Below are 12,607 nucleotides of genomic sequence, written 5' to 3' on the forward strand. Positions count from 1 at the left end.
GCCGCCATAAGCAAGTTAATCTGATCCCCGGCAAAGCCTTTAGGAAAGTTCCTTTTTAGCCTGTGGTCACTCTTTAAGTGACCACAGGCTCAATGCCAGCTCGTCTTCTGAAACGTTTTCTGGCTAATGCCATGGCTTCTTCTGAGGTATTCTTCCTGGCAGGCTTTGGCGTTACTATCTGGGTGTCATTAACCTTTGATTTGCCCCGGTAACCTCGATCAGCAATACCCACTTTGGGTACTCGATTGATGAGACGTTTCACCTGTGCCAAGACCTCAGGTACGGTGTGACCATCAAATACATTCTTCTCAAAAGCCAGGGCACCAATCACAATGCCCACGTCCCTTGTGGTGGTGATTGATACCTTGGTGCCAAACTCATAACGCTGCTGGGCCTTGCCTTTGCTCATACAGTAAACATGAGGTTCATGTAGGCTGTACAACTTGTTTTTATCAGCACGCTTCTGATTCAGCATGCGCTGGTACAGGGCGAACTTTTCTGCATAGAATTTCTGTTGTTCTCCGGTCATCTTACGCTGTATTTCACGCAGTAATCGGCCGCTGATGGTCTTTAATCGCTTGACGGCCTTACGTGCCTTTTTACGATTCCTCGGATGTGTGGCAAATCGGGTGGGGAACTTGAGAATTTTTACTTCCTTCTCATGGCTTCGACTGAGCACGATACCTTCTGCTCGGGCCATCTTGAGTAACTGCCCGTGTATCTTTCGGTACTGCTTTGCATCAGTTGGAAAGGTAATGTTTTTCTCTTGTACGGTAGTGTCGATACACATTTCATCTTCGATCGCCTTTTCTTGATGTAAGGCGATAGAGGCATGACCTTCCCCCCATCTTAATACCAAGACTTGGATGAGATAATTCATTCTAAGCGGCCCTATTCACAAAGGCCACAGGTGACAAATAATTTAATACGCTATGAGGCCGCACGTGATTGTAGTGCTCTCGCCATTGATCAATTTCATGTCTAGCGTCATCAATGGACCTGAACCAATGCTGATTTAAGCATTCATTTCTGAATTTACCGTTTAAGCTTTCTACAAACGCATTCTGAGTAGGCTTACCTGGCTGAATAAAACCTAGCTTAACGCCACTTTCTTTTTGCCAGTAGAACATCGCCTTGCTAGTAAACTCAGTACCGTTGTCGCAGATTATTTGATCCGGAGCACTCCTTAGCTCAATCACCTGAGTTAAAAAACGAGCGACCTGGTGACCATTGATCGAGAAGTCAGAGAGCTGGCCAATAACTTCTCTTGAGTAATCATCAATCACATTAAATACTCGAAAGCGGCGACCATTAGCCAACTGATCACTGACAAAATCCATTGACCAGCGTATATTTTTACCAATGGGCATGATCATTGGCATTCTTGGTCGTATTATCTTCTTGCGTTTTTTAGTCCTCACTTGAAGACCTTCTTCGTTATAGACTCGGTAGGTCCGCTTCTTGTTTTTCACAAGCCCCCCTCTCCTCTCAGGAGGCCATGCAAAAACAAATAACCATAACTCGGATGCTTTTTTGCCAGCTCAAGTAACCGTTTGCGTAGAGGCTCATCTTTTCCCCATTGAGTAACGTACCGAAAAGCGGTTCTACTTAAGCCTACTAATTGGCAAGCTCTACGCTCACTTAATTTGAACCGCGACTTAAGGTAGCTCACGATTTGTTTTCTATCAGCAGGCTTTACCACTTTTTTGATAGCACATCCTTCATCGCCTCAGCTTCAAGCATTTTCTCGGCAAGTAACTTCTTAAGCTTGTTGTTTTCGCTTTCAAGCTCTTTGAGCCGTTTGGCTTCTGAGACATCCATCCCGGCGTACTTACTTCACCAGTTATAAAAGCACCCGGTTGAAATGCCGAACTGACGACAAATGTCATCAACTTTTACCCCTGACTCATGCTGCTTGATGGCACCAATAATTTGCTCTTCTCTGTAACGCTTCTTCTTCATGTTGAGATCTCCTAATACACAGACTAATTGGAAATCTCATCCTTGTCATGGCTCTATTTCTGGGGGAAAGGTCACAACGGAGCTGAGCTGTTGGCCTTCGTACTGCGCGAGGAACTGGAAAAGGATGATATTAAGCTAGCCAATATTGAACCGGGAAAACCCTGGCAAAATGGCAGCAATGAAAGCTTCAACGGCACTTTCCGCAAGGAGTGTTTAAATGCAGAGATATTTGGTAGCCTGACCGAAGCCAGAGTTGTTATTGAATAGTGGCGTTGCCGATATAATGAGCGGCGACCCCACAGTTCATAACACTACGTCACGCCAGAGATGGCGTATTTTGGATTACGTGAAATGCGGAGAACCTAACAAGCCAAGTGGCCATAGAATGGGGGCATTTCAGCATTTCAACACAGAAAACTTTACAGGCTCCATGATCGGCGTTCGTCAGTTAAATGTCCCGCGTTCGCAGTTCATGCGACGCGCTACAGACACTTGTCATAGGTTGGCACCTAACTTACTTTCTTGAAATATCGTTCTAGGCCCTCAAGAGCAATCCATGCACCCTCACCATTGTTCTTATGCCCCTGCCATATTTCCGGTATAAACGTAGCATTTGGCATCAAATCCACGGCCAAATCAGCAAAGGCTAACCAATCAATCTCGCCATCAGTAATCTGGATCCCTTCCCCGTCAACCCCTGTGGCATCCGCCAAATGCATATGGGCAGTGTAGGGCGCTACTTTTCGAACAAAATCGGTAAAAGACCAGTTGCCGTGATTACAGGCGAGTTTAGAATGAGATGTATCGAGACAAACTCTCATAGAGTTCTTCTTGCAGAATTGAACAATACTTTCCGCATCAACAAACAGATTATGAAATTGCTGTCCGCCGAAATGCCATGGAAATGGAGGCATGGTTTGAGGAATGATTTCAATACCATCCATATCCAATTCAGAGAAACTATCTTTAAGCAAGTTGTAAAGATCGAGAGTTTGTGCAACCTCAATGTGGCTATCATGGCTAAATCCACCCACATTAGTAACAATGCAAGTTGGCAGTTGATTATTAAATGACTCAGACAATTCTCTTGTGAGATTAATCACTTGTTGCATTTCAACAACTGATCGTTTTCGATAAGTATCATCAAGCGAGCAAAGGTCGAGAGTATGGTCGCCTTCAAATAGCTCGGGGCTGTGCACAGTCAAACCAACATCGATAGGCACCTTAATATATTTTTTAAAATCAAGACTCATATCTTTATAACTAAGGTGAATCTCCAGGAGGTCCATATTAGACATCTCTAACATCTTCATCATGTCATGATAACGTACAGGCACACCCCATTTATGAGGGAACTCATAGTCCTTTGCCTGCGTACGAGCTGTGCCTATATCACTAGAAAAGAAAAAATCACCGATCTTCTTAGCCGTAGGCAAGACACAACCAATCAACTCATTCTTTCTGTTTGGCTGTAAACCCTGTCCTGGACTCCTTACCTCAATCATATTCTCGGTTATCGTAGCACCAGCTTGGATGTCTACTGATGCCACAAGACTTTTGGCCAGATTTTCCCGGTTCATCATTTCACCCTGTGTAAGCTTACGCTCATCGACAGTGCCCAGTGCTTTTTCAATCTGACGTATTCCAATTACCATCCTGGAAAACTCATTCGGTAGTAAGCTCACTTTATGATCATTACCTTCCATATTGCGATCGAGGGTAAAGTGTTTCTCGACCACTCTAGCACCGAGGGAAACGGCGGCAATCGCAACATTGATACCTCTTTCGTGGCCAGAGTAACCCACCAAACACTGACCTTGCTGCTCTAAATGGAGCATGTATTTCAGATTGATATCTTTGAAGGGAGCTGGGTAAGTGGAATTACAATGCAGAAGCACGAATGGTGCCCCCAAGCTCTTGAGCTTACTTATTCCATCGATAATTTCTCGCTCAGTAGACATTCCAGTGGAGCAAAAAAAAGGTTTCCTAGTTTGTGCAATAGCCGATATAAGCTTATAGTTAGTGAAGTCTGCGGATGCAAGTTTGTAACCTTGGAGCCCATAGTCTTCAAGTTTAGCGAGAGATTCTTCATCCCACGGAGTACAAAGTGGGATTATCCCTCTCTCATAACAGTAGTCGAATGCTTCGAATAATTGCTCATCGCTCAATTGGAACTTCGACAATAAATCAAGTGTATATTGTGCACCCAGGTCAGCACTATCATCCTCAGTACTGCCACTATTTTTATAAACCTGATCCATGCTACGCATCTGAAATTTAGCGCAGTCTGCACTCGATGAAACTGCTTCATCAATGAGTAATTTTGCTCTTTCAAGACTTCCATTATGATTATTACCAATCTCAGCTATAATGAAAACTGGTGAGTTTTTACTGATAATTCGACCGGCAATTTCAATTTCCCCATGGCGACAAAAGGCTACTGCGATCATCCGTTTATTCGCATCAACTAGAGGAATTGCAGTGTATTTTCCTTCAATTAATTGGCTTATATCCTCAGGGCTATCATCCATACTGGCCCAACGAATATCTGTGTTCATGATTTCACGAATTGGTTTCTGTAGATTAATATCCGGTGTACTAATAAGCCAGCGTCGGAGGTCTCCATCAGACAACGCACCTTCAAGATTACCTGATTCCGATACCACGAAAATAAGTCTCTCTTTGTTTTCACTAATCTTATTCAGCGCATTCAAAATTGTATCTTCTGAGAAAACCACGTATCCTGAAAAGCTACGCTCAATTATCATTATTCATCTACCTGCGAAAGCAATTTCTTAATAGTGTCCCAGTCACTAGGCTCATCTATTTCGAGAGCTGTTTCTTTGGGCATTTCAAACACGCCAATTCTCCCTCCGAGTCGGCACCGGTACTTTTCCAGTATCGCGCGCTGAGTCAGATAAAAGGCTCCATTCTCCATAAAAGTTCCACGAAAATTCTGGCGACGCGGACGAAATAATGGGTCATAATTGATAGGGATCCCATCATCATTCCAGAAGAAACGTGTTGCTCTGACTGCACTCAGCATTGATTCCAACCCGTCATCAGAGAACTGCTTTATTGCGTCATCAAGATGTTTCGCTCTTAACAGAGGCGAGGTTGCCTGAATAGTTACCAATATATCAAAATTAACTCTCTCAGCGAAATGTAACATCACGGACTCAGTAGATGCTTCATCGGTAGCCATTTCAGCAGGACGATGCATAATATTTATTCCCATACACAAATCACCAACAACCCGAGCAATTTCGTCCGAGTCAGTAGACACATAAACATGGTTAATAGCCTCACATGCTACAGCTCTTTCTAGCACCCAGGCACACAAAGGTTTCCCTGCTATGTGTTTGATATTTTTTTTGGGGATACTTTTTGATCCGCCACGCAACGGTATAAGAGCAACTATTTCTGGCTGTAATTTCAACATGTACTCACTTTTTAATTAGTTCCTTGAAATACTCAATTGTATCCTTTAAACCATCCTCCAATTTTACTATTGGCTCCCATTCTAATTTATCCTTAGCCAAAGAAATATCTGGTTGACGTTGTCTTGGATCATCAGATGGCAATGGTTTGTTTATTATTGTAGATGCACTACCTGTGATTTTAATTATCATCTCAGCCAACTCAAGAATAGTAAACTCAAAGGGATTACCAAGATTAACCGGTCCAGTAAAACCATTATCTGATCGCATCATTCGTATCAATCCATCAACCAATTCATCAACATAACAAAAACTACGTGTCTGCTGTCCATCACCGTAAATTGTAATATCCTTCCCTTTTAACGCCTGAACAATGAAATTACTCACGACACGCCCATCATCCGGGTTCATATTTGGTCCATATGTATTGAATATACGGACAACTTTAATATCGATACCATACTGGCGATAATAGTCAAAAAATAGTGTTTCAGCACAGCGCTTACCTTCATCATAGCAAGAACGGACACCTATAGGATTTACATTACCAAAATAGGATTCTGGCTGCGGGTGTATTTCAGGATCACCATATACCTCCGAGGTTGATGCTTGCAGGATACGAGCCCCCGTACGTTTTGCAAGTCCCAGCATATTGATCGCACCAAGGACGCTTGTTTTAGTTGTTTGCGCCGAATCGTACTGGTAATGAATTGGGCTTGCCGGACAAGCCAAATTGTAAATCTTATCTACTTCAACGTAGAGAGGAAATGTCACGTCGTGCCGTAAAAATTCAAAATAAGGATTATCAAAAAGGTGAACAATATTCTTCTTCTCACCTGTAAATAGGTTATCTATGCATAATACTTCATTGTTTTCATGTAGAAGTCTCTCACATAGATGAGACCCCAAAAAACCCGCTCCACCACTTACCAATATTTTATTCATGCTATCTCTGATCCTCCACGATTATTGGTTAGAGCATAACTATTCAGTACATTCTCTGTAATTGTGATTACTAGAGTTTAGAGCGGAGTTATAGTCAAATCTGGTGTTTAGCCAGTTGAATCAAGCGGCGACCTGATCGACTCCTGCTACCTCAACACCCTCTTTAAATTTGATTCCGGTTATCACCTTCGCTAGGTAATCGAAACCCCGTAATCGTCTCCACGTCTTCTCGGCACACAGGCCGAGTTTGAACATCATGTGTAGCATGCCGTCACGCGATAGACAGCCCTTGGAACGCCTGGTTCGATGGCGGATTGTCCCGAAGGTGGATTCAATCGGAATTGCTGGTTCAACAATACCTCCCGCCAGCTCTGTGTGGACTCCCGTACACCATCCTCAATTGCCAGAAAATGCTTCTCACCACGCTCATTCACGCCGATCACCACCAGGGCACACAGCTTCGTCTGCTCTGCTCTCTGTCCGCTGTAGACACCGTCTGCCCACACATACACCCAATGGCCCTTATCCAGGCGCTCCTCGCACCAGCTCCGATATTCTTCTACCCAGACCTGCTTCAGACGCGATACCCTGCCGGCCGACAAGCCTGTTGCATCCGGAACCACCAGCACTTTCAGGGCTTCACCCATCTCTCCACTGGAAATCCCCTTCAGGTAGAACCACGCCAGCGCCGCTTCCAGTGACTTCGTCTTGCGTACATACGGCGGCACCAGAGCTGATCGGAACGTCACCGGCTCGCCGGTCTTCGCGCGAACTTTGGGGATCTGACCGTGGACCGGCCCCAATCCTGTCTGCAGTTTACGAGCGGGCAGGTGACCATTACGCACCACACCCGCCTTGCCATCCTCTGTCCGTCGCTCGACGTGCTCCGCCAACAGCTCCAGCAGCCCGGCTTCCACCGCCTAGTAGATCAACTGCTCTGCACCGCTTCTCGGCAACTCTGTCAGCGGATCGATAATCGTATCTCGAACTGCCAGCTTAACAACGTTATTCTTACTCATGGTGGCGTATCTCCAATGGTTGTTTTGATGTCTCGCAACAACAAATCAACCAGATACCCCGCTTTTTTCAATTCCCTTCAAACAACACTTTCAGTTATAACTCTTTAGAGCGACCCAGCCACTTCAAGTCGCTATCAGCTATTCGAGTTCGGAACCCTCTATGATTTTCTGCCGCTGATTACAAGTAGCTAAGCTCATATCTCGCTGCATATTCACTTCCCAGTCAATTTGGCGGCTCGAATTTTTTGCATTCACGACCCCAGCACTCCTTTACAGCAACATGGCGAAAAATGGCTACGAGCCTCTTACGAATTTGCCCTGCTGTTATTGGATTATCCCGCCGCCAGTGTGAATGACCGCACAACTGCTGAACACAATTGTCGTTCAACAACCCCAGCAACTGCACCAGGCTATACCCCCCATCGTTAAATGAATCCAGCGATGTAGGGTTTGCCCTGTCTGCTGCCACGCTTCCTTCATACTCCAAGAAAGCTTCAGTTGATTAAACATCGATTCAATTGACCAGGGTTCTCCCTAGATCTTGATGATTTCTTCCTGTGATCGCCCATACAACCGCAGAATTGCCTCCATCCGTTCAAAATGAGCAATTCGTTTGGGTGTATATTTTTCACCATGCTTACGGGATCGCCCGTGTTAACCTCATTTTCTCTTTGGCAGTTCTTCATATAGATGAGTATCTCTACAAACCTGCCCGACAACATCAAACCCGCGCTGTTTCATTGATTCAATAAACCAGCTATCCACCAGAACTCTTACCTTTAACCCCTGAAATAATCGGTAAACAGCCCGGACCAACGTATATGCCGTTACCAATTTCCCTGTATTGTCTGCACTCGGTATCAGGCGGGATAGTAGGGGCAAATGCTATTGCCTCACCACCTTCCCTCTTTACTATACAAGCCAGACTTATCCAGCATTGCCCTCACACACCTTGTGCAAGATCAGGTTTGTTCCCGTGTCGGTGATGGATCTTGTTGCTGGGTGCTTTTTTAGAAGCCCGGAGCGTCAATGTGTCGCCAATTGCATGGTCCTCACTATTCTCAGTATGAGTCGGACAAATGACCGTGCTAAGGTCAACCATGACCATCTGCCATTCTGTAACCATTTGTAGTAACTGGTCCAATGGTTTCGCGTATCCAGCATCAAATAGGCATCAGTAACAAAATCCGTAGGGGTAAGCGTCGAGCCAATAGGTAACTCAATGAAAGCACCGGCAGATCTTAAGGGTGGCGCTTTGCACAACAATATTATCCAATGGATCAGTTCGTGGGGGATATTACCGTATCTTGTTGCGTTCATAACGGTTTCCAGAAGCTCTAGTTGTGATTACTCAATTATTGTAAAAAAGCACTTGACAATATTTTTGCGTATATATTTTAAGGATCATCTGATCAATTCACGAGTCGGTGTCTGATGGCTGAAATCTCCCTATTCTGCGACTGATTTGTAATCCTTGTTCAGTCCATGAGACTAACCCTCTCATCTTCTGCACCTACCCTTGCACAATAACTTTCCCTATCCCTTCCAACTACTGGGGGTCCATCTCTTGGCGTAGCTCTGACTGTGCCGCCAGATTAACCACCCTATTTGGCTTATATGGGAACCTCTAAAAACCTGACAAAGGCCAATAGGCTCTAGCAAATCAGGAGGCCCGGTATCTTCACGCCAGCCCTAGCTTGCCCGATGCTACACACTAGTCGATTGGCCTGCTAGGCAAACACATGCTCAATTCGAGCCCGAACTCTTGATCGTTTTCGGTCTGTCTCTTGCTTCCGTTCATTCAGAGGGCGTTTCCGTGTCGACTTGCGATGAATACGGTAATTTGCATCTGGTAAAGCAGATCTTCCGTTCTGCACTGCGGTAAGCAGAATCGGCCCAGACACTGCCATTATTATTGGTCTTATCCAGCAGTTCTTCGAAGACCTGGCTATTGTGAACTTCAGCCGATGTGATGGCGTACTTGCGAATGACCTTGTGCTTCCGATCTATTCTGATGTGGTTTTGTACCCTATAGTGGGTTTTGCTATGCTTCATGGTCCAGTGGGCTTCAACATTCTTCCGGGCTTAGCCCAAGAAAACGATAAAAGCTGGCGAGGGGGATTTGTCTATGGCTATGATATCGGCATCACAGATGCATGGCTTTTGGTCAATTATGATTCGTTTTTAGAGCACTATTATATCTAAATATAGCGTATTTAGAGCAATAATATCTAAAGAGTTATGCTATATTGTCCGGATCTAACTAACGGCGTTCGTAATTGTCTTCAAATCGTTCAATATCATCTTCACCCAAGTACTCACCGACCTGTACTTCAATCATTTCAAGGGGGATCTTACCCCGGTTTTCCAAACGATGTTTCACACCAATCGGAATATAGGTACTTTGGTTCTTTGTCACGGTGATGATCTCGCCTTCCTGAGTAACTGATGCAGTACCGGATATAACAACCCAATGTTCCGAACGATGCTGATGACACTGCAGACTGAGACAACCACCGGGATTCACAGTAATCCGTTTCATTTTGAAACCGGGTAGCTCTTCAAGAACCGTGTATTGCCCCCAAGGGCGCTGTACCGTTAAGTGTAATACACGTTCTTGCGCGTTGGCCTTCTTCAGTTCATCAACAATCTCACGAACGCGCTGGGATTCTCCTCTTTTTGTAATCAGAACCGCGTCAGCTGTTTCTACGATACAGACATCCTGCACACCCACAGCTGCAACCAAGCGGTTGTTGCTATGAATAAGCGAATTTCGACAATCCTTTACGATAGTGTACCCTTGTACAGCATTTCCTGCATCATCATGTTCAGCAATTTCATGCACAGTATCCCAGCTACCAACATCTGACCACCCCAACTCACAAGGGATAAGTGACACGTTGGTGCTCTTTTCAAGCACTCCATAATCGATACTGATATTAGGCATGGTGGAAAAGTGACGGTTGATGGAATCCTGTAACTTGTCACTCTCCCTCCAGGTAGTACGTATCTCATTCAGAACGGAGTAAACGTCGGGGAGATGGGCCTCTATCTCTGCTAGAATGGTCGACGTTTGCCATACGAATATACCGGAATTCCAGTAGTAATTGCCTTCTGACATAAATTGTTCAGCACGTGTCTGGCTAGGCTTTTCAGTGAATTGCTCTACAGGCAGCGTCTCCATAGCACCATTAGTTGCGAATTGATCCCTTACCTTAATGTATCCATATCCCGTATCTGGACGTGTGGGCTTTATCCCAAATGTTATTAGTTTACCCTCTTTCGCTAAATCCACGGACTTCCGTAATGCATCCTGAAGAGCCTCAGTCTGCTTGATGATATGATCAGCCGGCAGGACTACCATAATGGGATCTTCACCGTCACCATGATTTTGCAACCAAGCGGCTGCCAAGGCAATCGCAGGTGCTGTATTACGGCCCACAGGTTCCAGCAATGTCTGGTAGGGGCGCAAGCTGTTATAAGCTTCTCCCTCCGCATGTTCTACGCCCGTGACGACCAATACATCGCTAGGCAAGATAAGGGGCGACAAGTGCTCGACAGTCGATTCAAGAAGTGTCCTTTCACCTTGTAGCCGTAGGAATTGTTTAGGGAGTTGCAGTCGAGATAGCGGCCAGAGACGCGTGCCGCTGCCACCCGCCAGAATAACTGCTTTTATAGAGTTGATATTTATCATCGCGATATGTATAGCTATTAAATTTTGTTTACCCCTCCTAGTATTAGCAAGAGAAGGAATTAAGACCTTTCAACATTCCAGCAGCAATACTGCTCAAACATCCACTTTTATCAGTTCTCTTAATTTATCTGTTTGGTTTTGCATCAGCGCTTCATCACCAAGCGTCTCAACATTCAAGCTTATTTCTGGTTCTTTTATGCGATCCTCAGGGATTGTAACGCCAATCTGGAAATTTAGCACTTAAGCCATCAGTCCTAGAGTTATAACTGAAAGTGTTGTTTGAAAGGAATTGAAAAAAAGCGGGGTATCTGGTTGATTTGTTGTTGCGAGACATCAAAACAACCATTGGAGATACGCCACCATGAGTAAGAATAACGTTGTTAAGCTGGCAGTTCGAGATACGATTATCGATCCGCTGATAGAGTTGCTGAGAAGCGGTGCAGAGCAGTTGATCTACCAGGCGGTGGAGGCCGAGCTGCTGGAGCTGTTGGCGGAGCACGTCGAGCGACGGACAGAGGATGGCAAGGCGGGTGTGGTGCGTAATGGTCACCTGCCAGCTCGTAAACTGCAGACAGGATTGGGGCCGGTCACGGTCAAGATCCCCAAAGTTCGCGCGAAGACCGGCGAGCCGGTGACGTTCCGATCAGCTCTGGTGCCGCCGTATGTACGCAAGACGAAGTCACTGGAAGCGGCACTGCCGTGGCTCTACTTGAAGGGGATTTCCAGTGGAGAGATGGGTGAAGCCCTGAAAGTGCTTGTGGTTCCGAAGGAAGTTGCCATTGGGATTCGATCTCACCCGTAAAACTCTGGTAGTAGGAATTTTGTATCCAGCGTTGAATCAGAACCTCGTCACTGAGGTCTTCCAGATGCTTGAGTATCGAGAGACCCACCATTAGGCGGATGGGTTTTGAGGGCTTTCCAAGATGAGAATAAAGCGGGGCAAATTCAGCATCAAAATATGACCAGTCTATCTGTCTGGCCAGTAGCAAAAGTGGATGCTTGGGGTTCAGCTGATCCAGTAAGTTCTGGTGCAGGAAACTTTGCTGGTTGGGATTGGCTGTCTTGGCTTTGCTCAATTATCCACCTCTGTTTCGTCCAGTTTTTCTCTGCTTTTACTGCTTTCCCGGACGTTTATTTTATCAAATTTAGACGCTTATTTTATATAAATGATTGCGTTATGAATATTTCAGGGTCGACTAATTCGGTTGTTTCCGTACTCACGAAACAGGTTAAAAAACTTTCAGACAAGCTGGTACAGGCATTAACTTGGGATAGGGGGATGGAACTTGCCGGTCACAAGAAATTTACTATGGCGACAGATGCAAAAGTCTACTTTTGTGACCCACAAAGTCTATGGCAAAGAGGGACCAATGAAAATACAAATCGGCTATTGAGGCAGTACTTTCCGAAGAAAACAGACTTATCGATTTACTCTCAGGTACACTTAGATCGCGTGGCGAAAAAACTCAATCAACGACCGAGAAAAACATTAGGACTTCGCCACTCCTGCAGATAAACTAAATGACGGTGTTGCACCGACCCCTTGA

At 45.2% G+C, this 12,607-nt stretch carries 7 protein-coding genes and 7 pseudogenes; 3 read left to right on the forward strand and 11 right to left on the reverse strand.

Features of this window, described 5'->3' with window-relative positions:
- Positions 1 to 73: 73 nt before the first annotated feature.
- Both MN084_RS15930 and MN084_RS15935 read right to left on the reverse strand, forming a co-directional pair.
- Complete coding sequence (locus tag MN084_RS15930) at positions 74 to 880, reverse strand: hypothetical protein (RefSeq protein WP_330178171.1); 807 nt, start codon at positions 878 to 880, stop codon at positions 74 to 76.
- Between the two features lies 1 nt (position 881).
- Positions 882 to 1,962, reverse strand: a pseudogene (locus MN084_RS15935) (IS3 family transposase).
- 66 nt (positions 1,963 to 2,028) lie between these two features.
- Between MN084_RS15935 and MN084_RS15940 the strand changes: the two are divergent.
- Positions 2,029 to 2,226: pseudogene (locus MN084_RS15940) on the forward strand (integrase core domain-containing protein); the annotation flags it as partial.
- A gap of 245 nt (positions 2,227 to 2,471) precedes the next feature.
- Here MN084_RS15940 and MN084_RS15945 read toward each other — a convergent pair.
- From MN084_RS15945 to MN084_RS15975, 8 genes and pseudogenes are all read right to left on the reverse strand, one after another.
- Entirely contained in the window at positions 2,472 to 4,730 is a 2,259-nt protein-coding gene (locus MN084_RS15945) for an N-acetylneuraminate synthase family protein (protein WP_241085807.1), read from the reverse strand.
- Complete coding sequence (locus MN084_RS15950; RefSeq protein WP_241085806.1) at positions 4,730 to 5,404, reverse strand: acylneuraminate cytidylyltransferase family protein; 675 nt, start codon at positions 5,402 to 5,404, stop codon at positions 4,730 to 4,732. The genes MN084_RS15945 and MN084_RS15950 overlap by 1 nt, the downstream gene beginning before the upstream one ends.
- 4 nt (positions 5,405 to 5,408) lie before the next feature.
- A complete protein-coding gene (locus MN084_RS15955) occupies positions 5,409 to 6,347 on the reverse strand; it encodes a UDP-glucuronic acid decarboxylase family protein (RefSeq protein WP_241085805.1) in 939 nt (312 codons plus the stop codon).
- A gap of 120 nt (positions 6,348 to 6,467) precedes the next feature.
- Positions 6,468 to 7,366 (reverse strand): annotated as a pseudogene (locus MN084_RS15960) (transposase).
- A 223-nt stretch (positions 7,367 to 7,589) separates the two neighbouring features.
- Positions 7,590 to 8,686 (reverse strand): annotated as a pseudogene (locus MN084_RS19965) (IS701 family transposase).
- A 477-nt stretch (positions 8,687 to 9,163) separates the two neighbouring features.
- Complete coding sequence (locus MN084_RS15965) at positions 9,164 to 9,421, reverse strand: transposase (RefSeq protein ID WP_241085803.1); 258 nt, start codon at positions 9,419 to 9,421, stop codon at positions 9,164 to 9,166.
- 208 nt (positions 9,422 to 9,629) lie between these two features.
- Positions 9,630 to 11,060 carry a mannose-1-phosphate guanylyltransferase/mannose-6-phosphate isomerase gene (locus tag MN084_RS15970; protein ID WP_241085802.1) on the reverse strand — a complete coding sequence of 477 codons (1,431 nt, stop codon included), beginning with the start codon at positions 11,058 to 11,060 and terminating at the stop codon, positions 9,630 to 9,632.
- 93 nt (positions 11,061 to 11,153) lie between these two features.
- The gene (locus MN084_RS15975; RefSeq protein ID WP_241085801.1) at positions 11,154 to 11,300 is read right to left on the reverse strand and encodes a hypothetical protein; all 147 of its coding nucleotides are present in this window, start codon (positions 11,298 to 11,300) and stop codon (positions 11,154 to 11,156) included.
- Between the two features lie 121 nt (positions 11,301 to 11,421).
- Between MN084_RS15975 and MN084_RS15980 the strand changes: the two are divergent.
- Positions 11,422 to 11,826, forward strand: a pseudogene (locus MN084_RS15980) (transposase); the annotation flags it as partial.
- Between the two features lie 82 nt (positions 11,827 to 11,908).
- Here the strand turns inward: MN084_RS15980 and MN084_RS15985 are convergent.
- A pseudogene (locus tag MN084_RS15985) lies at positions 11,909 to 11,953 on the reverse strand (hypothetical protein); the annotation flags it as partial.
- A 302-nt stretch (positions 11,954 to 12,255) separates the two neighbouring features.
- On the opposite strand from MN084_RS15985, the pseudogene MN084_RS15990 reads away from it, so the two are divergent.
- Positions 12,256 to 12,607, forward strand: a pseudogene (locus tag MN084_RS15990) (IS30 family transposase); the annotation flags it as partial.

Source organism: Candidatus Vondammii sp. HM_W22, assembly GCF_022530855.2.
In the GTDB taxonomy this organism is placed as follows: domain Bacteria; phylum Pseudomonadota; class Gammaproteobacteria; order Chromatiales; family Chromatiaceae; genus Vondammii.